The following is a 20949-nucleotide window of genomic DNA, read 5'->3' as shown; positions in this document are numbered from 1 at the left end:
TGCCATGACCGCGAAGAATGATACCCGTCTGCGCCGCGCGCGCCGTACCCGCGCCAAGATCCGTGAACTCGGCGTCCATCGTCTGTCGGTGCATCGCACCGCGCAGCACATCTACGCCCAGATCATCGCCGGCGACGCCGGCCACACCGTGGCCGCAGCTTCGACGATCGAAAAGGTTGTCGTGGCCGATCTGAAAGGCACCAGTAACGTCGACGCCGCCAAGAAGGTTGGCGCCTTGATTGCCGAGCGCGCCAAGGCCGCCGGCATCACCAAGGTTGCGTTCGATCGTTCCGGTTACAAATACCACGGCCGCATCAAGGCGCTGGCCGACGCCGCACGTGAAGGCGGGCTGGAGTTCTAAGACATGGCAAATCCCAATATCAGTTACGACAACGACCAGTCCGGCGGCGATCTCAAAGAGAAGCTGGTTACCGTCAACCGCGTCGCCAAGGTGGTCAAGGGCGGACGTCAGTTCGGCTTTACCGCCCTGACCGTGGTCGGCGATGGCGCCGGCCGCGTCGGCTTCGGTTACGGCAAGGCGCGTGAAGTGCCGGTCGCGATCCAGAAGGCGATGGAGAAGGCGCGCAAGAACATGGTCAGCGTGCCGCTCAAGGGTCTGACCCTGCAACACGAGATCTGGGGCGAGCACGGCGCGACGCGCGTGTTCATGCGCCCGGCGTCCGACGGTACCGGCGTCATTGCCGGTGGCGCGATGCGCGCGGTGTTCGAAGTCGCCGGCGTGCAGAACGTGCTGGCCAAGTCCTACGGTTCGCGCAACTCGATGAACGTGGTGCGCGCCACCATGGATGCGCTGAGCCGCATGAACATGCCGTCCGATATTGCCGCCAAGCGCGGCAAGACGGTCGAAGAAATCCTCGGCTAAAGGTGCAGACGACCATGACCGCTACCGATACCAAACAGATCAAGGTCACCCTGATCAAGAGCCCGTTCGGCCGCTTGCAGATGCATCGCGCCTGCGTGCGCGGCCTCGGCTTGTCGCGCATGCACCAGACGGTGCAGGTTGCCGCCACCCCGGAAAACATGGGAATGGTGCGCAAAGCCGGATTCATGCTGAAGGTTGAAGAGGTTTAACGAACATGAAGCTCAATACCATCAAGCCGGCCGCCGGCTCCAAGACGGTCCGCGTCCGCGTCGGCCGCGGCATCGGTTCCGGCATGGGCAAGACCGCCGGCCGTGGCCACAAAGGCCAGCGCGCCCGTAAGGGCGGCCGCGGCAAGATCGGCTTCGAGGGCGGCCAGATGCCGATCCAGCGTCGCCTGCCGAAGCGCGGCTTCAACTCCGCCATGGCCAAGTTCAGCGCCGAAGTGCGTCTGTCCGACCTTGAAAAGCTGAAGGAAACCGCCATCGATCTGGGTGTGCTGAAGAACGCGGGCGTGGTTCCGGCGCATACCAAGCAGGCCAAGCTGATCAAGTCCGGCAAGCTCACCCGCAAGCTGGAACTGAGCGGCCTGGGCGTGACCAAGGGCGCGCGCGAAGCGGTGCTCGCCGCCGGCGGCAGCATCGCCGAAGTGGCCGCGTAATCGGATTGAACTGACAGGCTGGCGGACAGGACCATGGCAAACGGCACCAGTGGCGGAATGATGCCCGATCTGAGCAAGATCGGTGAGGTGCGCAATCGCCTGCTGTTCCTGCTCGCGGCCCTGGTGGTGTACCGCATCGGTTCGTTCATCCCGGTTCCGGGCATCGACCCGGCCAAGCTGAGCCAGCTGTTCGCGCAGCAGAAGGGCACCATCCTGGACATGTTCAACATGTTCTCGGGCGGCGCCCTGCAGCGCCTGTCGATCTTCGCCCTGGGCGTGATGCCCTACATCTCGGCCTCGATCATCGTGCAGCTGATGAGCTCGGTCCTGCCGAGCCTGAAGGAGCTGCGCAAGGAAGGCGAGTCCGGCCGGCGCAAGCTGACCAAGTTCACCCGCTACGGCACCCTCGGCCTGGCCATCTTCCAGTCCGTCGCCGCCGCCGTGACGCTGGAAAAGAACGGCGTGGCGATGAACCCGGGCTTCTCCTTCATCTTCACCGCGGCGATCGCCCTGGTCACTGGCACCATGTTCCTGATGTGGCTGGGTGAGCAGATCACCGAGCGCGGCATCGGCAACGGCATGTCGATGATCATCTTCGCCGGCATCGTCACCCGCTTCCCCAGCGCCATTGCCTCGACCACGCAGCTGGTGAGCGAAGGCTCGCTCAGCGGATGGCTGGTGCCGGTGGTGGCGATCGTGGTCGCCGGCGTGACCTGGTTCGTGGTCTTCGTGGAGCGCGCCCAGCGCCGCATCCCGATCCACCACGCCCGCCAGCAGCAGGGCCGCCTGCAGTATGCCGCCAAGCAGCAGCACCTGCCGCTCAAGCTCAACATGTCGGGCGTGATCCCGCCGATTTTCGCCTCCTCGATCATCCTGTTCCCGGCCACCGCCGTGAAGATGTTCGGTGATGCCGGCAACGGCGGCTTCCTGCAGGGCGTGGCCAATGCGCTGTCGCCCGGCCAGCCGCTGTACACCCTGCTGTATGCCGGTCTGATCATTTTCTTCTGCTTCTTCTACACCGCGCTGGTGTTCGATTCCCGCGAGACCTCGGAGAACCTGAAGAAGTCCGGCGCTTTCATTCCGGGCGTGCGTCCGGGCCTGATGACCGGCAAGTACATCGACCAGGTGCTGACCCGTCTGACCGTGATCGGCGCCCTGTATGTGACGGCAGTGTGCCTGCTGCCGGAAATCTTCATCGACTACTGGCATGTGCCGTTCTCGTTCGGCGGCACCTCGCTGATGATCACGGTAGTGGTGATCATGGACTTCATGGCGCAGCTGCAGGCGCACCTGATGTCGCACCAGTACGAGGGCCTGCTGAAAAAGGCCAATCTCAAGTCGTTGAACAGCGCGGGTGGCCGGTCCGCCGGTCGCTGAACCTTAATTCGTCGTAGTCATCCGTTTTTAGAGTAGAGGCCTGAGTCATGAAAGTCCGCGCTTCCGTCAAGAAGATTTGCCGTAACTGCAAGGTTGTCCGTCGCAAGGGCGTGGTCCGCGTGCTGTGCACCGACCTGCGCCACAAGCAGCGCCAGGGCTGATAAGCCCCGGGCGCCGCCGAGGCGGATGCCGGGCGGTTTGACCGCCAAACGTTTTGATTTGTAAGAAACATCTATTTTCCGTTATACTGCGCAGCTTCGCCCGCGCAGCACTTTGAGAGAGCTTAGCTATGGCACGTATCGCGGGCGTCAACGTCCCGGCCAACAAGCATGTCGTCATCGCCTTACGGGCGATCTACGGCATTGGAGCAACCCGCGCCCGCAAGATCTGCGATGGCGCCAAGATCGCTCCGAACACCCCGATCAAGTCGCTGACCGAGGGTGAACTGGATGTGCTCCGCACCGAAGTGGGCAAGTACACCGTCGAGGGTGACCTGCGCCGCGAAGTGTCGATGAGCATCAAGCGCCTGATGGACATGGGCTGCTACCGTGGCCAGCGTCATCGCCGCGGCCTGCCGGTTCGTGGTCAGCGTACCCGTACCAATGCCCGTACCCGCAAGGGCCCGCGCAAAGCCATCCGCAAGACCTGATAGTTAGAGCAGAAGAAGCCCCATGGCCGAACCGAATACCGCTGCCAAGCAGCGCAAGCGAGTCAAGAAGAACGTGAGCGACGCCGTTGCCCACGTCCATGCCTCGTTCAACAACACCATCGTCATCATCACCGACCGCCAGGGCAACGCCCTGTCCTGGTCGACTGCCGGCTCCTGCGGTTTCAAGGGCTCGCGCAAGAGCACGCCGTTCGCCGCGCAGGTCGCCGCCGAGCGCGCCGCCACTGCCGCCGCCGAGCATGGCGTGAAGAATCTGGAAGTCCGCATCAAGGGACCCGGCCCGGGTCGCGAGTCCGCGGTGCGTTCGCTCAACGCCGCCGGGTTCAAGGTCACCAATATCACCGATGTCACGCCGATTCCGCATAACGGCTGCCGTCCGTCCAAGCGCCGTCGCGTCTAAGTAGAGGATCTAGCAACATGGCTCGTTACATCGGTCCCAAGTGCAAGCTCTCGCGCCGCGTCGGCGTGGACCTGCTCCTCAAGAGCCGCGGCCGCTCGCTGGAAACCAAGTGCAAGCTGGATACGCCCCCCGGCCAGCATGGTGCCCGCAAGCCGCGTCTGTCGGATTACGCCCTGCAGTTGCGTGAGAAGCAGAAGCTGAAGCAGATGTACGGTCTGCTCGAGCGCCAGTTCCACAATTACTACGTCAAGGCGACCAAGTCCAAGGGCGCCACCGGCCTGAACCTGCTGCGTCTGCTGGAACAGCGCCTGGATAACGTGGTGTACCGCATGGGCTTCGCCGCCACCCGCGCCGAAGCGCGCCAGCTGGTCAGCCACAAGGGCATCGTGGTCAACGGCAAGGGCGTGAACATCCCGTCCTACCGCGTCCAGGTCGGCGACGTGGTCGAAGTACGCGAGAAGTCGCGCAACCAGACCCGCATCGCCTCCGCCCTGTCCATCGCCGCCCAGATCGGCTTCCCGGACTGGGTCGAAGTCAGCGAGAAGGCCTTCAAGGGCACCTTCAAGTCGCTGCCGGAACGCGAGCAGATCGTGCCGGACATCAACGAGAACCTGGTGGTCGAGCTGTACTCCAAGTAATTTTTTAGTGGTCAGTGATTGGTGATTAGTGGTCGGTCCAGACGCTTTTCACTAGTCACTAGCCACTAATCACTGGCCATTGGCCGGTTTAGCAACTGAGGTAATTCCTATGCAGGGTTCTGTCTCCGATTTCCTGAAGCCTCGCGTGGTCGAGGTCGAACAGGTCTCCGCGCAGCGCGCGCGCATCACCCTGGAGCCGCTGGAACGCGGTTTCGGTCACACGCTGGGCAACGCCCTGCGTCGCATCCTGCTGTCCTCCATCCCCGGCGCCGCCATCACCGAGGCCCAGATCGAGGGTGTGGTGCACGAGTACAGCGCCATTGAAGGCGTGCAGGAAGACGTCATCGACATCCTGCTCAACATCAAGAACGTCGCGCTGCGCATGAGCGCCCGCGAGTCGGCCACCCTGAAGCTGGTCAAGTCCGGCAAGGGTCCGGTCACCGCCGGCGACATCCAGCTCGACCATGACGTCGAAATCGTCAACCCGGAACTGGTCATCGCCAACCTGACCGGCGGCAAGCTCAGCATGACCCTGAAGGCCACCCGCGGCCGCGGCTACCAGCCCGCCGCCGCCCGCGCCCAGGTCAACGAGGAAGAAGGCCTGTCGATCGGCGTGCTGCAGCTCGACGCCTCCTACAGCCCGGTGCGCCGGGTCAGCTACAGCGTCGAGCGCGCCCGCGTCGAGCAGCGCACCGACCTGGACAAGCTGATCCTGGACGTCGACACCAACGGCGGCATCGACGCCGCTGAAGGCGTCCGCCTGGCCGCCCGCATCCTGCGCGACCAGTTGTCGGTGTTCGTCGACCTGGAAGGCGAGGAAGAGTCCGTCGCCGTCGGCAGCAAGAAGGATCTCAACCCGATCCTGTTCCGTCCGATCGACGACCTCGAACTGGGTGTGCGTTCGACCAATTGCCTCAAGGCCGAAAACGTCTATTACATCGGCGATCTGGTGCAGCGCACCGAGACCGAGCTGATGAAGACCCCGAACCTGGGCAAGAAGTCCCTCAACGAAATCAAGGAAGCCCTTAAGGCCCACGACCTCGAGCTCGGCATGAAGCTCGACAACTGGTCGTCGCCGAAAGTGGCTGCTTAAAGAAGTCCCAGGAGCTAGAAGATGCGCCACAAAGTAGCCGGCCGCCGCCTCGGCCGTACCACCAGCCACCGCAAGGCCACCATGCAGAACATGGCCGTGTCGCTGATCCAGCACGAGCTGATCCGCACCACGGTGCCGAAGGCCAAGGAACTGCGCCGCGTCGCCGAGCCGCTGATCACCCGCGCCAAGGAAGACAGCGTCGCCAACCGCCGCCTGGTGTTCAACCGCCTGCGTGATCGCGATGCGGTGCAGAAGCTGTTCAACGAGCTGGGCCCGCGCTACACCAAGCGCCCCGGCGGCTACCTGCGCATTCTGCGCTGCGGCTTCCGCCCCGGCGACAGTGCGCCGATGGCCTATGTCGAACTGGTTGACCGTCCGGTGGGTGAGGATGCGGAGACTGCGGCTGCCTGAGCTTTTAGCAGCGGCAAAATAAACGGGCGCTTCGGCGCCCGTTTTGTTGCCTGGGCTGTTTTTCCGTCGTCGATGGCGGGATGCAAGGCAAGGCGATACGCGGTATAAAACGGCATGAACATTTTGCGGGAGCCGCCGCGATCCGGCCGGACCGGGCGCTCCTTCCAGTAATCGGAGCCCCGTCATTTCTTCACGGCCGCCACCATGCTGACGTTGCCCGCTGAGCCGGCGATCGACAAGCTGGCCCTGATCGGGGCCTGTGTTCGCTTGCCGCTCGCTGTCGATGCGCCACGCCTGGAGGCCGAGCTTGCGGGACTGCCCGCGCAGCTTTGGGGCGGCCGCGGCGGCCGCATCGGCGTGCACAGCGCCGCCGAAGCGGTTTTTCTGCGCGGCCACGCTCCGGCGGAGGGAGATCTGCCGATCGAGGACCGGCCGCCGCTGCAGTGGCTGCCATATATCCGCGAGATCATCGGTGCCCTGATTCCGGCGCAGCCGATGCGCTGCCTGCTGGCCAAGCTGCCTGCCGGTGCGGTAATCGCGACGCACATCGACCGTGCCGACTATTTCAACAAGACCCTGCGCCTGCATATTCCCATCGTCACCAACGAGCGGATGCTGATGTATTGCGGTGGCAGGGTTTACCGGATGCGGTCGAGTGAAATATGGGCGCTCAACAACTCCAACCGCCACGGCGTCTGGAATGCCCACCCCGAACAGGCGCGGACCCACCTGATCTGCGATTTCCTGCCTTCGGCGCCCTTGCTCGAATTGATCCGGCAGGGCGAGTCCGACCTGGGACAGGTCGATGCAGTCGTAGAACGGCGTCTGGCGCGACCCGCCCATCCATGATCGTCACGCCGCATTTCGTCTACGTGCATCTGCACAAGTCCGGTGGCACCTTCATCAACGAAGCCCTGGTGCGCCACGTGCCCGAAGCCCTGGTGGTCGGCTACCATTTGCCGGTGTCGAGCATCCCACAGGAGGCGCTCGATCTGCCGGTGCTGGGTTTCGTGCGCAATCCGTGGACCTACTATGTTTCCTGGTTCAGTTTTCAGCGCGGCCTGCCGCAGCAGAATCACCTGTTCCGCTGCGTCAGCCGGGACAACTCCCTTGGATTCAAGGACACCATCCGACGGCTGCTCAGTCTGGAGAGCGATCCGGCTTTGTTGTCGCAGGTCTTGCAGGGCCTGCCCGAGGTTTATGTCAATCGCGGACTGAACCTGCCGCGGCAAGCGCTTGAGCCCATTCGCGGCAGCGGCCGTGGCTTCTACAGCCACTTGTACCGGCATATGTATGGCAGCGGCGCAGGCCGGGTGCTGCATATTGGTCGCACGGAGTCGCTGCGGCAGGATCTGGCGGCCTTTTTCGGGAAAATACGCTACGTGCCGCCCGAAGCGATGTCACATCACATCGAGGTGGGCCTGGCGCGGAACCGTTCGGTTCACGGCGACTATCGCTTGTACTATGACGACGAATTGCGCCAGCTGGTGGCTCAACGGGATGGCGAGTTGATCCACGCTTATGGGTACAGCTTTGAACAAGCCATGCCGGCGCGTGCAGTCCCAGCGCTGGCCTCCGTGCTGGGTGCAGTTGCCGAACCGCGAATTGTGTGACTGCACAGGCGGCCTTTATTTTCAGGCTCCCGCCGATGGTTTTGCACGCTGCATTTCCCCCCAAGCGGAGCGGCAGGAGTGCCGATATCTCCAATCGGGCATCGGCGCTGCAACTGTCCCCACGGCCAAACAGGCTCTCGCTTTCGGTAAAGTACCCCAAAGGCCTGACGGTCGCGATGTACGATGCTCCGCCGAAGACAACGGCGGGTGATGCCGGCAGCATCCTGATCATGCCACCCAACTGTCCACCGACTTCCAATTTATTTATGTCCTATCAGACCCTCCCTCCCCAAAACGACCCACAGCCGACAGCTCCCGCGACGGCGCCAGTACCGCTGAAGGATATCGAGCTCGAAAGCACGCAGACTCCGGAGCTGGGCCGCATCCTCGGCGAAGTGGGAGTGTCGCTGCTGGTCAGCACCTATCAGGCCGGCAAGCTCATCGTGGTCCGCAACGATGGCGAAGGGCTGGTCAATACCCTTTACCGTGATGCGGTCAAGCCGATGGGCATCGCGGTCGGCAACGGCCAGATCGCGGTCGGTGCCATGGGCGAGATCCTGTTTTACGAAAACGTGCCGGACAACTGCGCCAAGCTGGAACCTGCGGGCAAGCACGATGCCTGCTTCGTGCAGCGCTACGGTCATCTCACCGGAGATATCGATGTGCACGAGATGGCGTTCGATCGCGAAGGCCGCATCTGGTTTATCAACACGCGCTTTTCGACCTTGTGCACGATTCACGGCTCCAACAGTTTCCAGCCGGTATGGCGGCCGCCGTTCATCACCGGCTTTGCCTCCGAGGACCGCTGCCATCTGAACGGCCTGGCCATGGTCGACGGCCAGCCGCGCTACGTCACCGCTCTGGGCGAAAGCGACGTTGCCCGTGGCTGGCGCGATCGCAAAGCCGATGGCGGGGTGCTCATCGACATCGTCAGCGGCCGTACCATCTGCCGCGGGCTTTCCATGCCGCATTCTCCGCGCTGGTATGCCGGTCAGCTATGGGTCTGTGAATCCGGCAAGGGTACCTTGTCCAAGGTGAATCCAGTTTCGGGTGAAGTCACGCCGTTCTTCGAGTTCCCGGGCTTTACCCGCGGGGTCGATTTCCACGGCCCCCTGGCGTTCGTCGGCCTGTCGCAGATCCGTGAATCGGCCATGTTCAGCGGCATCCCTATCGCGGACAGCGCGGACGAACGCATTTGCGGCGTGTGGGTCATCGACATCACTGACGGCAGCCTGGTGGGTATCCTGCGCTTTACCCAAGGTGTCGAGGAAATCTTCGCCGTGCAGGCGTTGCCCGGCCTGCACTTCCCAGAACTGCTGGCGAAATACGACGACCTGGCGTTGGGCACCTACTTTCTGCCGAAGGATGTGATCCTGGAAGCGCCGCCGGCGCAGTAGCCGGATCGAAGCGCGGTCGATTCGAGGGTGCTGTTCGGGCGTGAAGCGGTGTATCAGGTCCCTGGCCGAGCGGCAACCGCAGCGCCCCGGAGTAGAGCAAGCGGCTGCCTTTGTGGCCGTTTCGGTGCCGTTAAATGGAGCGGAATTGCTCTGTAAGTGTGCAGTGCAATAGGGGTATTTGGCACTCGTCACACGCTTGCAACAAGTGCTTGACGCCTGTCAACCGCGTCGCTATTCTCGGAACGTAATCGGGCGCCAGACCCGCAATTTGCCAAATCGTTCAATAATTGTTGTTGGCGCCTTGAATCTGAACTAGGGAGAAACAATGAAACTCAGTGCCGAAGGCAAGCTTCGTCTTGCCGTGCAGTTGGCGTTTATAGCAGGTGTAGGTACCGTCGCAGACAGTGCCTACGCGCAGGACTCTGCGGGGCAGTCCACGATATTGCAGGGCGTGCAGGTCACCGGTTCGCGTATCAAGCAGGCCAATCTGACCAGTTCCAGTTCCATGACGGTCATTTCCGATAAGGAACTGCAGTACCAGGGCACCACCAACGTGGAAACCCTGATCAACAGTATGCCGCAGGCATTCGCCGGCTTCAGCTCGGCCGATTCCAACGGTGCCACCGGTACCGCCACGGTCAATCTGCGCGGTCTTGGCCCCCAGGAAACCCTGGTGATGATCGACGGCAAGCGCCTGATGCCGGGCGATCCGCTGCAGGCTCCGCCTTCGGCCGACTTGAACTTCATCCCGGCGGCCCTGATCGACCGTATCGACGTCCTCTCCGGCGGCGCTTCGGCCGTGTATGGTTCGGACGCCGTGGCCGGCGTCGTCAACTTCATCATGAAGAAGGATTTCCAGGGCTTCCGCGTCGATTCCCAGGCGTCCCGCACCGATCACAGCGACGGCACCAGCTACGACACCACGCTGATCTGGGGCAACAACTTCTCCGGCGGCAAGGGCAACGTCACGCTGTACGCCGGCTATACCAAGGCCGACGGCATCACCCAGGACAAGCGCGGCTATTCCACCTGCTCGCTGAAGACCAACTCGGCCGGTACCGCGCGCACCTGCTCCGGCTCGGGCGTCATCGCCGAAGGCAAGTTTGAAAGTTACGATCGCTTCAACTACAACCAGGCGCACAAGCTCACGCCGGACAACCCCAAGTACCTGGCGCCTTACTTCATCACCCAGGCCAACAATACCTTCATCCCGAACGACGGGCGGACGTTCAATTTTGCGCCCTACAACTACATCCAGCGTCCGGACAGCCGCTACCACCTGGGCGGTTTCGCCCACGACCAGATCAACAGCCATGTCGATCTGTACGGCAGCGCCATGTTCATGGACAACCACACGGTCGCCAATGTGGCGCCGACCGGTCTGTTCGGCAACGTCACCAACATCGCCTGTACCAACCCGATGCTGTCGGGCTATCACGCGGGCCCGGGCGGTATCAATACCGGGCAGGTGGCAGATTTGTGCGGCGACAACAATCCGCACGATGGTCCTGGCGGTACCAACGTCTATCCGGACGATCTGACCGGCGGCACCGGCATGGCCAATGTCGCCGTTCTCAAGCGACTGGTCGAACTGGGGCCACGTATTTCGGATCTGCGCCACACCGACTACCGTATCGTGGTCGGTTCGCGCGGGGACATCGTCAATGGCATTACCTATGATGTTTCGGCTCAGCACGGCGCAGTGATTTTCGCCAGCGGCACGCTGAATTATCTCAACACCGCCAACTCCCTGAAGGCGCTCAACGTCATCACTGGCCCGGCCTTCTTGGCGGATGGCAAGACTGCGAACCCGAATGCCGGCAAGCAGGAATGTCAATCGGTTTATGACGGCACCGATCCCGCTTGCGTGCCCTTGAATCTGTTCACGGCCGGCGGCGTCACGCCGGAAGCGGTGAACTACATCAAGGCCAACGGCTACGCCCAGGCAACCCAGATCGAAGACGTGGTCAACGCCACCGTCTCCGCCGATTTGGGCAAGTACCAGGTGCAGAGCCCGTTCGCCAAGAATGGCGTTGGCGTTGCCGGCGGCTGGGAATTCCGCCGTGAATCCCTGGACTACCGTCCCGATTCGCTCCTCGCCGCCGGCAGCCTCGGCGGTGTGGGCGGTCCGAGCCCGGCGACTTCGGGCGAGTTCCTGGTGCCGGAGTTCTTCGGCGAGGTCCAGGCTCCGCTGATCGAGAACGCTCCGGGCGCCAAGCTGCTGCAGATCGACGGCGCCTACCGCTGGTCCAATTACAGCACCGCCAACGACACGCACAGCTGGAAAACCGGACTGAAGTACTCGCCGATCCAGGACGTGACCCTGCGCGCAAGCTTCCAGCGCGCCACGCGTGCACCTTCGGTCAACGAGCTGTATACGCCGCAGGCCTTCGGTCTGAGTGGCGGTTCCGACCCCTGCGCTGGAGCCACGCCTACCGCGTCGGCTGCTCAGTGCGCTCTGACCGGTGTGACCGCTGCGCAGTACGGCAGCGTTGGCGACTGTCAGGCTGGTCAGTGCAACGTCAAGGGTGGCGGCAACACGGCGCTGAAGTCCGAGCTGTCGATCACCCGTTCGCTGGGTATCGTCATCACCCCGTCGCAGGTGAAGAATCTGGCGATCACGGTGGATTACTTCGATATCTACATTGATGGCGCCATCGGCGTGCAGTCCATCCCTTCGCTGTTCGCCAGCTGCTTCGCCGGCAACACGGCGTTCTGCAACGGCTTCCACCGCAACCCGACGACAGGCAAGATTTCCGGCGATACTTCGACCGGCACCAACTACGTCGACAATCTGTTCGCCAACACGGGTTCGTTGCGCACCAAGGGTATCGACTTCGAGGCCGACTACCGCATCCGTCTCCGCGATATGGGTCTGGGCAACAATGGCCAGTTCATATTCAACTATGTATCGACCTACATTCTTGACTACTCACTGGAGAATGCGCCCGGTCTGGGCCTTTACAATTGCGCCGGCCTCTTTGGCACGACCTGTAACGGCACCTCGAACGGTCCGAACCCGCGCCTGAAGCAGAAGGCCCGTTTCACCTGGGATTCGCCGTTTGGCCTGAGCCTGTCCGCCAACTACCGCTTCATCGGTGGCGTGCATCTCGACCAGAACACGGCCGACCCGAACCTGGCCGGCAAACACGACTCGATCGATGGCCGTATCGGCAACAAGCAGTATGTTGATCTGTCCGGCACCTACCGTTTGCCGCTGCAGTCCGAGAGCATCCTGTTCCGTTTCGGCGTCAGCAATGTGTTCGGTCAGAATCCGCCGACGGTTTCGAGCAATGCACCGTTCGCCATTTCGTCACCGCCCTTCGGCAACGGCAACACCTTCCCGAACGTCTATGACGCTCTGGGCCGCGTGATGTTTGTTGGCGTGACCGCGGACTTCTAAGCCGCACTGCAAGTCTGTAACCTGACGGCGGCTCTTCGGAGCCGCCGTTCTTTTTTGGGCCATTCGCCGTTATGGGCGCATGGCGAGACATGTCTGCCGGGTTTCGGGCATCTGCCCCCTGACGATTCCCCTCTCATCCGGATCCAGGTGTAGGATGGCCGTGATCAGCTTCCACTTATGAACGATCTATCTGAACCAGCCACTGATTCGGTTCTGCCGAAATCCGCAGACGCCAACCCGCGCCCCGATCTTGCGGGCACCCTGCAGCGCGCGGGCGCCCTCGAAGTGGCCGGCAAGATTGCCGAGGCGGAGCAGCTTTATCGCAGCCTGGTGCTGGCGTATCCGCAACAGGCCGCACCGTTACAGAATCTGGCCCTGTTGCTGCGCGAGCGCGGCGAATTGCTTGAAGCGCAAGTTCTGCTGCGGCGTGCCCTGGCCTTGATGCCCAGTAGCGCCGAGCTGTACAACAATCTCGGTGCGGTGCTGCATACGGCAGAGTGCCGCGACGATGCGGAGGTCTGCTATCGACGGGCGCTCGAATTGCTGCCCGGATACGCCGAAGCGCATTACAACCTCGGGGTCTTGCTGGAAGAAGCTGGCCGCAATTCTGAAGCTTTGGGCGCCTTTCGCGCCGCCGTCGCGGCACAACCGCGCTATGCGCGCGCCCTGACCCGCATCGGAGCTATCCTCAGCGAGCAGGGCGCCGCTGAAGAGGCTCTGAGCCATTTCGACCAGGCCGTCGCCGTCGGACCGAAGTTCTTCGATGCCCACTATTACCGCGGCTTGCTGCTGTCTGGCCTGCAACGTCATGATGAAGCGCTGTCGGCGCTGGAACACGCTCATTTCCTGCGCCCGGAAGGCCACGCGGTGAATCTCGCCGTGGGCAATGCCTTGCGCGATGCACAGCGCCATGAGGAGGCTCTGAACGCCTACTGGCGAGCTGTGGAACTGTGGCCCGGAGACAGTGGGACGCATGAGCAGCTCAATCGCCTGGCCTGGTCCACCGGCCGGAGCGATCTTTACCTGCGCTCGTTTGAATATGCCAGAACGCGGATTGGCCTCGATCCCGGTCTGATGTTACTGGAGGCTGCTTTCCATATGCGACGCGACCAGTACGCGCGTGCAGAAGACCTGCTCTGGCGTGCCCGCGCCCGTGCTCCGGAGCGCGGCGACATACTTGGCATGCTGGCGCGCGCGATGGCCTGGCAGGGCAAATTCGAGGAAGCCTATGCCTTCTTCGAGCAGGCGGTGGCGGCGGAGCCAGCTTCGATCATGCATCGTTTCGAGTTCGCTTCCGCTCTTTTGCGCGACCAGCAGGCAGGTGAGGCACTCCAGGTGTTCGAGCAGGCCAGGGCGATCGATCCGCACAACCAACTGCTGTTGTCGGGGCTGGCCCTCAGTTACCGCGAACTGGGCGACAGCCGTTACCAATCCCTGGTGGATCACTCCCGCTACGTCAAGATCTACGATATCAAGCCGCCCTCCGGCTTCGCCGATGCCCGTGCTTTCAACGAGGCCCTGGCGCAGGAACTCGATAGCCTGCACACGACGCGGGTCGAGCCGATTGACCAGACCCTGCGCGGCGGCACCCAGACCGCCGGCAATCTGTTTGCCGTGGCCGACACCCCGCTGATCCGTGAAGTACGCGATGCCATTCGCGAGGCAGTCGCGGACTACGCCCGTGATCTGCCGCCGGATGCCCTGCATCCGATGAGCCAGCGCCGGGTGGGTCTGGAGCAGTTCGATTTCAGCGGCTCCTGGTCCTGCCGCCTGCGTTCCCAGGGATTCCATACGAACCATGTGCATCCCATGGGCTGGATCAGTTCCGCCTACTACGTCCGATTGCCGGAAGGCATCGATGACGCTTCCCACCGGCAGGGCTGGCTCAAGTTCGGCGAATCCAATATGGCGCTGAACGAGCGTGATCGGCCGGACTCCTTCGTCCAACCGGAAGTCGGGCGCCTGGTGCTGTTCCCGTCCTTCTACTGGCACGGCACCATGCCGTTCAACGACAGTCACGACCGCCTGAGCATTGCATTCGACGTTGTTCCCACTGCCGGCTCCGGTCCGGGCGGCGGCAATGCTTCGGCCTGACTGCCCTTGCCGGCTGCCAGGCTGTCGTTGCAGCGCAAGGTGAGAGGATGACCCAACCGGCTGGCGACTTTGTCCGTGAATCCCATGCTGCCGCCTTGCGGGCCATGGGCGCGGGTGATTTCGCGGCCGCACGGGAGATCCTGCATAAAGCCCTGCGCCTTGCGGCCGACAACACCGCCCTGTGGTTGAATCTCGCCGCCTGCTGCCGCGCGCTTTCCGACCTCCCCGGTGCGTTGACGGCGGTCGACCGCGCCCTCAAGACCGATCCCTGGTCCTTCATGGCGCTGTTGATGAAAGGGTCGCTGCTCGAACGGCAGGGCAAGGTCAGGGAAGCGGCCAGAATTTACGGTTTCGCGATCGCCCTGGAGCCGCCGCAAGACACCCTCGATGCCGCCACTGCCAAAGCACTGGATCATGCCCGGAAAGTCAATGGGCGCTATGTCGAAGAGCTGGTCGACTTCGTTACCGCCAGGATCGGTCCGGCGCGCGAACGGGGCAGCAGCGCGGAATCCCGGCGCATGAACAAGTTCATGGATTTCACCCTGCGCCGCGCCAACATCTACCGCCAGGAACCATCGGATTTTTACTATCCCGGTCTGCCCACCATCGAATTCTACGAGCGCGAGGAATTTCCCTGGCTGGAGGATCTGGAGCAGGCGACAGGCGTCATCCGGGCCGAACTGTTGCAGATATTGCGCGATGATTTCAGGGATTTCGTGCCGTATATCGCCCATCCTGATGGCGTCCCGCTGAAACAATGGGCCGAACTCAACCGCTCACGGCGCTGGGGGGCGCTGCATCTGTCTCTCGCCGGTAGTGCGGTGGAAGAAAACAGCCGCCGCTGTCCACAAACGCTGGCGGCCCTGGCGGCCCTGCCGCAGCCAGATATGCCGGGTCGCTCGCCGTCCGCGCTGTTTTCCGTGCTGCAGCCGAAAACACGCATTCCGCCACACAGCGGCGTCGCCAACACCCGCCTGATCGTGCACCTGCCGCTGATCGTGCCGGAGCGGTGCGGTTTCCGGGTCGGCAATGAAACGCGTGCCTGGCGCGAAGGTGAGGCCTGGGTGTTCGACGATACCATCGAGCATGAGGCCTGGAACGACAGCGAGCGGCCTCGTGTCATCCTGATTTGCGATATCTGGCACCCGCATCTGGCTCAGGCCGAACGCGACATGATCACCGGTCTGGTGCATGCCATGGACCAGTTCAACGGCTTCAATGTGGAGGCCGGTCTTTGAATCTCCGTCATCGCGAACCGCATCGTTCGGCCGTGGCGCTGATACGACAGCTGCAAGGGACATGGAGTGCAATGGCATCCGCCAGGGCCGGCTGTTGGGTCGGGCTGGCAGCTGAGCCGCTGTGCCTTGAGCAATGCAGCCGGCGGCGCCATCATCTAGCCGATTTGAACGTACGGGCAAGTCGTCTGCGGACAGGAACCCGATGAACCCGCAACCCACCACTCGCGCCCCGGGCGCACCGCCCGCCGGCGGCGAGGTGCTGGCGCAGGCGGGCGAGCTCGATCGCCAGGGCCGGCATGAAGAGGCCGTGGAGATCCTGCGGCGGGAGGCTCGTAGCGGCGATGCAGCTGCGATGTGCCAGCTCGGCCTGCGCCTGCTGATCGGCCGCAACGCACCACAGTCGCCGCAGGAAGCCACCATCCTGCTGGGAGAGGCTGCCGAGCGCGGCGATGCCGACGCCACGGCGCAGATGGCAACCCTGGCTGCGTCCGGAGCCTGGATGCCGCAGGATTGGCCGGCTGCGCTGCGCCATCTGCAGCTGGCTGCGGAACGCGGCTCGGCGAATGCGCGCGGCCAGCTGCTGCTGCTGGCCGGCGACCGGACGCTGGTGCAGCAGACCCGCGACGCCGCAGTGCCGCCGCCGGGATGCTGGCAGGGGCTGCGGGAAAGCATCGATATCGAAGCATGGCGGCAGCCGCCGCCGCGCCGTTCCCTGTGCGAGGCGCCGCGCATCCGCTTCGCCGAAGCCTTCACCTCGGCCGAAGTGTGCGACTGGCTGGTGCAGCGCTCGCTCGGCAAGTTCAAGCCGGCCCTGATGTTCGACGGCAACCGGCCGGCTTTTTCGGCATCGCGCAACAATAGCGACTTCTGTTTCGACATCATCGACGCGGATCTGGTGCTGGTGCTGGTGCGTGAGCGCACTTCGGCGCTGGTCAAGCTGCCGATCTTCGCCATGGAACCGCCGCAGATCTTCCACTATGCGGTGGGCCAGGAAATCAAGCCGCACTACGATCATGTGCGCGCCGAGGGCGGCTACGAAGCGGAGCGCATCGCCACCCTGCTGCTGTACCTGAACGACGACTACGAAGGAGGCGAACTCGAATTCTGCAAGGTCGGCCTGCGCACCCGCGGCAGGAAGGGCGATGCGGTCTATTTCGCCAATGTCGATGCCGCCGGCGCGCCGGACAAGCAGAGCCTGCATGCGGCGCTGCCCGTCACGCGCGGCGAGAAGTTCATATTTTCGCAATGGATCCAGGACCGCACCTTCGGGAGCGCAGGCTGATGCGCGGTTCATACCGGCCACGCCGGCAACGCTGCGAGGGGCTTTGGTAATGACGGCTGAGCACTCCACGGGCTCGGCACGCGAGCTGAACGCGGCGGCGATGCGTGCCATGGCGGCCGGCGATTTCGCCACGGCGCGGGTGATGCTGCGGCAGGCCCTGGCCAGCAACGGCAACGATGTCGCCCTGTGGCTGAACCTGGCCGGTTGCCTGCGGGTCCAGGGCGACATCGCGGGCGCTATGACGGCAGTGGAACAGGCTCTGCGCGTCAGCCCGCGCTCGTTCATGGCGCTGCTGATGAAAGGTTCCCTGCTGGAGCGCCAGGGTCAGGTCAGGCAGGCCGCCCGCATCTACCGTCCCGCCATCGGCCTGACCCCGCCGGAAAGCCAGCTGGACGCGGCCACGCTGCAGGCCTTGCGCCATGCCCGTCAGGTCAGCGATCGCTATGCGGACGAGCTGGCGGAATTCATCGGTCATCGCATCGGCCCGGCCAGAGAAAAGGGCAGCAGCGCCGAGGCGGTTCGCATCAATGCCTTCATCGACCTCGCCACCGGCCGCAAGCGCAATTTCCGCCAGGAACCGACCGATTTCTTCTACCCCGGCCTGCCGGCGCTGGAATTCCACGAACGCGAGGATTTCCCCTGGCTGCGCGGGCTGGAGGCTGCCACGGCCGCCATTCGCGAGGAGCTGCTGCAGGTCCTGCGCGACGACTTCCGCGACTTCGTGCCCTACGTGGCCTATCCGGACGGCGTGCCGATCGACCAGTGGGCAGAGCTGAATCACTCGCGGCGCTGGGGCGCCTTGCACCTGCTGCTTTACGGCGAGCGGGTGGAGCAGAACTGCAGCCGCTGTCCACGGACCATGGAGGTGTTGGCGCAGCTGCCGCAACCGCAGGTGCCGCAGCGCTCCCCCGCGGCGATGTTTTCCGCACTGCAGCCGAAGACGCGCATTCCGCCGCACACCGGCGTGGCCAACACCCGCCTGGTGGTACATCTGCCGCTGATCGTGCCGGAGGGCTGCGGTTTCCGCGTCGGCAACCAGACGCGGCCGTGGCGTGAAGGGCAGGCGTGGGTATTCGACGATACCATTGAGCATGAAGCCTGGAACGACAGCGCGGAGCCCCGCATCATCATGATTTGCGACATCTGGAACCCGCGTCTGAGCCCGGTGGAGCGCGAGCTGATCAGTAGCGCCATCACCGCCATCGACGCTTTCAACGACGCAAGTCCCACCGCAGATTTGTAATATCACGAGGTGTGCAGGACCATGTTACAACCCCATCGTTTCTCCAATGTTTCGCTGCAGGCCGGCACCCTGCGCCGCAGCTGCCATGCCCTGGTGCTGGGCGTTCTGGCCCTGACCGTCGCTGGCTTCGCCCGCGCCGCTGTACCGGACGCCCCGGCTGTTTGCCGGCTGATCGTTGACAATGCCAAGCGGCTCGCCTGCTATGACGGCCTGGCACAGGACAAGGCCGCCGCTCCATCCGCTGCCGTAGTTGCAGTACCGGCACCAGCGCCGGCATCACCGCCGCCGACAGCACCGCTGGCGACGAGTAACGCAAGCGGCGTAGTGGTATCCGGTGCTTCAGGCGTTCCCGAGGTGACGCCCGCCAAGATCGAATTCGGCGCGGAAACGGTGAAAAAAGCGTACGACCAGGAAGGCGTCAACAGCCTCAGCGCGCACTTGGTCGGCGATATCGACGGCATCAAGAAGGGTACCGAACTGCGCCTCGACAACGGCCAGATATGGGAGAGCATCGACGATCACGATTACATGTACGAGGGCGACAAGCCCGCGCTCACGATCAATCGCAATTTCGCCGGCAGCTACTGGATGCGCCTGGAAAACAGCAAATTCAATGTGCGGGTGAGCCGCGTCCAGTAAACGGCGCCATCAAACGCCCCTATCTCATGAAGCTCCCCCATCCGTTCTACCGCCTGCCGCTGCGTTTCGACGTGGAGCGGCTGCAGGCGGAAGTGGCGCAGTTCGCGGAGTCCGAATGGCAGCGTCACCCCCGGGGCTTTTCCGGCAATAGTGCGGTGCGTCTGATCACGGTCAATGCCGGCGACAACGATGCTTTCGCCGGCGCCATGGGACCGACTCCGCAGTTGCTGCGCAGCCCCTACATCCAGCAGGCCCTGAACCGCTTCGGCGTGGTCTGGAGCCGTTCGCGGCTGATGCGGCTGGCGCCGGGAGCGGGTGTGCCGGAACACTGCGACACCGATTACCACTGGTTTCACCGCGTGCGCATCCACATCCCGGTCGTTACCGGGCCCGGCGTGAGCTTCACCTGCGACGGGCAGAAGGTGCACATGGCGGCAGGGGAGGCCTGGGTTTTCGACAACCTGCGCACCCATAGCGTCCATAACGGCAGCGCGCGGGAACGCATCCACCTGGTTGCCGACACCACCGGTAACGCCGCGTTCTGGAACATGGTCAGGGCCAGCCAGCACGATGATTTCCACAACGATGCCGGCTGGCCCGTCACGCCGGTGCCGTTTCATGCGGATGCCGACGCGCCGCTGCAGTTCGAGCGTTACAACCTTGCCGTGGTGATGCCGCCGGCCGAGGTCGAGCAACTCACCGATGATCTGCTGGCGGGGCTGAACCCGCCGCAGAGTACGGAACAGCAGCGCGTATTCGACCGTTTCACCGCCCTGGCCTCCGGCTTTTGCCAGGATTGGCGCGCCCTGTGGTCGCTGTACGCCGACAACGCCGAAGGCTGGCCGCATTTCAGCCGGTTGCGCGACGCCGTTTTGCGCGAACAGGACAGCCTTCCTTCCACGCTGATCTGCGCCGGCAACACGCAACCGGCAACGGATATGTTTCGCCGGCGCGTGCTGCATTACGCCTTTCACCCGGGTTCCGCCCAGTCTGCCGTGAAACAGGCTCAAGTCGGCTCCATGCCGGTGAGGATGACGGTTGTGCCTGCCGCGCCGGAAAAGTTCAGCAAGCCGGTATTCATCGTCGGCGTCCCACGTTCCGGCAGCACTCTGCTATTCGAGACCCTTGCCCAGGCCGGCGGTCTCTACACCTTCGGCGGCGAAGCGCATGAACTGGTCGAGGGGTTGCCGCAGTTGCGTCCGGGCGCCGAGGGCGTCGGCTCCAATCGCCTGACTGAGGCCCATGTCGACGATGCGGTACGCGCGCACGTGCACAGAGAGTTGAACGCTAAGCTGCGCGACCGCGATGGCCGCATGCCGGGCGCGAGTGTCGTGTGCTTCCTGGAAAAGACGCCGAAGAATGCCTTGCGCATTCCGTTTTTCAATGCCCTGTTCCCCGACGCCCGTTTTGTTTTCCTGTGGCGCGATCCGCGCGAGAACATTTCCAGCATCATGCAGGCCTGGCGCGCCGGTGGTTGGCGCACCTATCCGTCGCTGGCCGGCTGGGACGGGCCATGGTCAATGCTGGTGCCCCCAGGTTACGAGGCCCTGCGTGGCCAGCCGCTGGAAGAGGTGGCGGCATTTCAGTGGCACCGCACCAACGAAATCATGCTGGACGATCTGGCATGTCTGCCGCGTCAGCGCTGGATGTCGTTGAGCTACGCGGCTCTGCTGGCCGATCCGGCCGCCGTGACACGCCGCATCTGCGATTTCGCAGAACTGGACTTCGACCAAAGGCTGGCCACCTACCTGGGCCGCCCGCTGCCGCTGTCGGCGCATACCCTGACGCCGCCCGACCGGGAAAAATGGCGCAGGAACGAGGCGGCGATCGCCCGGGTGATGCCGCGCTTGCAACCCTTGCTGGCACGGCTGGCCGCGCTGGACCCCGCTCAGGCTCCGGGTGGGCTCGTCTGA

General features: G+C 63.6%; 21 protein-coding genes. All 21 read left to right on the top strand.

The genetic code is table 11. From position 1 onward, the window contains the following. The first annotated feature begins 4 nt into the window (after window positions 1-4). The 21 genes from rplR (at window position 5) to BP26_RS27260 (ending at window position 20949) form a co-directional block, all read left to right on the top strand. Window positions 5-361, top strand: coding sequence for a 50S ribosomal protein L18 (gene rplR, locus BP26_RS0102930; RefSeq protein WP_029919085.1), 357 nt, complete (start codon window positions 5-7; stop codon window positions 359-361). Window positions 362-364: 3 nt separating this feature from the next. Next, window positions 365-883 carry a 30S ribosomal protein S5 gene (rpsE, locus tag BP26_RS0102925; RefSeq protein WP_029919084.1) on the top strand — a complete coding sequence of 173 codons (519 nt, stop codon included), beginning with the start codon at window positions 365-367 and terminating at the stop codon, window positions 881-883. 14 nt (window positions 884-897) lie between these two features. Continuing rightward, window positions 898-1092, top strand: a complete 195-nt coding sequence (gene rpmD / locus BP26_RS0102920; protein ID WP_029919083.1) for a 50S ribosomal protein L30 — start codon at window positions 898-900, stop codon at window positions 1090-1092. A gap of 5 nt (window positions 1093-1097) precedes the next feature. After that, on the top strand, window positions 1098-1541 hold the full coding sequence (gene rplO / locus BP26_RS0102915; RefSeq protein WP_029919082.1) for a 50S ribosomal protein L15: 444 nt from the start codon (window positions 1098-1100) through the stop codon (window positions 1539-1541). A gap of 33 nt (window positions 1542-1574) precedes the next feature. Next, a complete protein-coding gene (gene secY, locus BP26_RS0102910; protein ID WP_029919081.1) occupies window positions 1575-2918 on the top strand; it encodes a preprotein translocase subunit SecY in 1344 nt (447 codons plus the stop codon). Between the two features lie 47 nt (window positions 2919-2965). Next, entirely contained in the window at window positions 2966-3079 is a 114-nt protein-coding gene (gene rpmJ, locus BP26_RS0102905) for a 50S ribosomal protein L36 (protein ID WP_029919080.1), read from the top strand. Window positions 3080-3207: 128 nt separating this feature from the next. Continuing rightward, complete coding sequence (gene rpsM, locus BP26_RS0102900) at window positions 3208-3567, top strand: 30S ribosomal protein S13 (RefSeq protein ID WP_029919079.1); 360 nt, start codon at window positions 3208-3210, stop codon at window positions 3565-3567. A gap of 22 nt (window positions 3568-3589) precedes the next feature. After that, window positions 3590-3985 carry a 30S ribosomal protein S11 gene (gene rpsK, locus BP26_RS0102895; RefSeq protein WP_029919078.1) on the top strand — a complete coding sequence of 132 codons (396 nt, stop codon included), beginning with the start codon at window positions 3590-3592 and terminating at the stop codon, window positions 3983-3985. A gap of 17 nt (window positions 3986-4002) precedes the next feature. Continuing rightward, window positions 4003-4623: a 30S ribosomal protein S4 gene (rpsD, locus tag BP26_RS0102890; RefSeq protein ID WP_029919077.1), complete on the top strand. Its 621-nt coding sequence runs from the start codon at window positions 4003-4005 to the stop codon at window positions 4621-4623. 109 nt (window positions 4624-4732) lie between these two features. Further along, a complete protein-coding gene (locus tag BP26_RS0102885) occupies window positions 4733-5716 on the top strand; it encodes a DNA-directed RNA polymerase subunit alpha (protein ID WP_029919076.1) in 984 nt (327 codons plus the stop codon). 21 nt (window positions 5717-5737) lie between these two features. Beyond that, window positions 5738-6127, top strand: coding sequence for a 50S ribosomal protein L17 (gene rplQ / locus BP26_RS0102880; RefSeq protein ID WP_029919075.1), 390 nt, complete (start codon window positions 5738-5740; stop codon window positions 6125-6127). A gap of 204 nt (window positions 6128-6331) precedes the next feature. Beyond that, window positions 6332-6976 carry an aspartyl/asparaginyl beta-hydroxylase domain-containing protein gene (locus BP26_RS0102875; protein ID WP_029919074.1) on the top strand — a complete coding sequence of 215 codons (645 nt, stop codon included), beginning with the start codon at window positions 6332-6334 and terminating at the stop codon, window positions 6974-6976. Further along, on the top strand, window positions 6973-7740 hold the full coding sequence (locus BP26_RS0102870) for a hypothetical protein (protein ID WP_029919073.1): 768 nt from the start codon (window positions 6973-6975) through the stop codon (window positions 7738-7740). The genes BP26_RS0102875 and BP26_RS0102870 overlap by 4 nt, the downstream gene beginning before the upstream one ends. Further along, window positions 7737-9137, top strand: a complete 1401-nt coding sequence (locus tag BP26_RS0102865; RefSeq protein WP_157572330.1) for a TIGR03032 family protein — start codon at window positions 7737-7739, stop codon at window positions 9135-9137. Before BP26_RS0102870 ends, BP26_RS0102865 begins: the two co-directional genes overlap by 4 nt. 325 nt (window positions 9138-9462) lie before the next feature. Next, complete coding sequence (locus tag BP26_RS0102860; RefSeq protein WP_084182749.1) at window positions 9463-12540, top strand: TonB-dependent receptor domain-containing protein; 3078 nt, start codon at window positions 9463-9465, stop codon at window positions 12538-12540. A 378-nt stretch (window positions 12541-12918) separates the two neighbouring features. Further along, window positions 12919-14634: a tetratricopeptide repeat protein gene (locus BP26_RS27265; RefSeq protein ID WP_169740633.1), complete on the top strand. Its 1716-nt coding sequence runs from the start codon at window positions 12919-12921 to the stop codon at window positions 14632-14634. A gap of 47 nt (window positions 14635-14681) precedes the next feature. Beyond that, the gene (locus BP26_RS0102850; protein ID WP_084182748.1) at window positions 14682-15872 is read left to right on the top strand and encodes an aspartyl/asparaginyl beta-hydroxylase domain-containing protein; all 1191 of its coding nucleotides are present in this window, start codon (window positions 14682-14684) and stop codon (window positions 15870-15872) included. 202 nt (window positions 15873-16074) lie between these two features. Beyond that, window positions 16075-17154: a 2OG-Fe(II) oxygenase gene (locus BP26_RS0102845; protein WP_029919068.1), complete on the top strand. Its 1080-nt coding sequence runs from the start codon at window positions 16075-16077 to the stop codon at window positions 17152-17154. Window positions 17155-17203: 49 nt separating this feature from the next. Continuing rightward, on the top strand, window positions 17204-18397 hold the full coding sequence (locus tag BP26_RS0102840) for an aspartyl/asparaginyl beta-hydroxylase domain-containing protein (protein ID WP_029919067.1): 1194 nt from the start codon (window positions 17204-17206) through the stop codon (window positions 18395-18397). A 21-nt stretch (window positions 18398-18418) separates the two neighbouring features. Next, a complete protein-coding gene (locus BP26_RS30490) occupies window positions 18419-19036 on the top strand; it encodes a hypothetical protein (protein ID WP_245611687.1) in 618 nt (205 codons plus the stop codon). A 26-nt stretch (window positions 19037-19062) separates the two neighbouring features. Continuing rightward, window positions 19063-20949: a sulfotransferase gene (locus BP26_RS27260; protein ID WP_051748189.1), complete on the top strand. Its 1887-nt coding sequence runs from the start codon at window positions 19063-19065 to the stop codon at window positions 20947-20949.

The sequence above is a fragment of the Nevskia soli DSM 19509 genome (assembly GCF_000711955.1).
Lineage (GTDB): Bacteria > Pseudomonadota > Gammaproteobacteria > Nevskiales > Nevskiaceae > Nevskia > Nevskia soli.
Note: the sequence above shows the minus strand (reverse complement) of the source record. Positions and strands in the feature narration are given on the sequence as shown.

Excerpts from the sequence above, each read along its gene's own strand:
- rplR (WP_029919085.1), top strand. The coding sequence starts at position 5 with ATGACCGCGAAGAATGATACCCGTCTGCGCCGCGCGCGCCGTACCCGC.
- rpsE (WP_029919084.1), top strand. The coding sequence starts at position 365 with ATGGCAAATCCCAATATCAGTTACGACAACGACCAGTCCGGCGGCGAT.
- rpmD (WP_029919083.1), top strand. The coding sequence starts at position 898 with ATGACCGCTACCGATACCAAACAGATCAAGGTCACCCTGATCAAGAGC.
- rplO (WP_029919082.1), top strand. The coding sequence starts at position 1,098 with ATGAAGCTCAATACCATCAAGCCGGCCGCCGGCTCCAAGACGGTCCGC.
- secY (WP_029919081.1), top strand. The coding sequence starts at position 1,575 with ATGGCAAACGGCACCAGTGGCGGAATGATGCCCGATCTGAGCAAGATC.
- rpmJ (WP_029919080.1), top strand. The coding sequence starts at position 2,966 with ATGAAAGTCCGCGCTTCCGTCAAGAAGATTTGCCGTAACTGCAAGGTT.
- rpsM (WP_029919079.1), top strand. The coding sequence starts at position 3,208 with ATGGCACGTATCGCGGGCGTCAACGTCCCGGCCAACAAGCATGTCGTC.
- rpsK (WP_029919078.1), top strand. The coding sequence starts at position 3,590 with ATGGCCGAACCGAATACCGCTGCCAAGCAGCGCAAGCGAGTCAAGAAG.
- rpsD (WP_029919077.1), top strand. The coding sequence starts at position 4,003 with ATGGCTCGTTACATCGGTCCCAAGTGCAAGCTCTCGCGCCGCGTCGGC.
- BP26_RS0102885 (WP_029919076.1), top strand. The coding sequence starts at position 4,733 with ATGCAGGGTTCTGTCTCCGATTTCCTGAAGCCTCGCGTGGTCGAGGTC.
- rplQ (WP_029919075.1), top strand. The coding sequence starts at position 5,738 with ATGCGCCACAAAGTAGCCGGCCGCCGCCTCGGCCGTACCACCAGCCAC.
- BP26_RS0102875 (WP_029919074.1), top strand. The coding sequence starts at position 6,332 with ATGCTGACGTTGCCCGCTGAGCCGGCGATCGACAAGCTGGCCCTGATC.
- BP26_RS0102870 (WP_029919073.1), top strand. The coding sequence starts at position 6,973 with ATGATCGTCACGCCGCATTTCGTCTACGTGCATCTGCACAAGTCCGGT.
- BP26_RS0102860 (WP_084182749.1), top strand. The coding sequence starts at position 9,463 with ATGAAACTCAGTGCCGAAGGCAAGCTTCGTCTTGCCGTGCAGTTGGCG.
- BP26_RS0102850 (WP_084182748.1), top strand. The coding sequence starts at position 14,682 with ATGACCCAACCGGCTGGCGACTTTGTCCGTGAATCCCATGCTGCCGCC.
- BP26_RS0102845 (WP_029919068.1), top strand. The coding sequence starts at position 16,075 with ATGAACCCGCAACCCACCACTCGCGCCCCGGGCGCACCGCCCGCCGGC.
- BP26_RS0102840 (WP_029919067.1), top strand. The coding sequence starts at position 17,204 with ATGACGGCTGAGCACTCCACGGGCTCGGCACGCGAGCTGAACGCGGCG.
- BP26_RS30490 (WP_245611687.1), top strand. The coding sequence starts at position 18,419 with ATGTTACAACCCCATCGTTTCTCCAATGTTTCGCTGCAGGCCGGCACC.
- BP26_RS27260 (WP_051748189.1), top strand. The coding sequence starts at position 19,063 with ATGAAGCTCCCCCATCCGTTCTACCGCCTGCCGCTGCGTTTCGACGTG.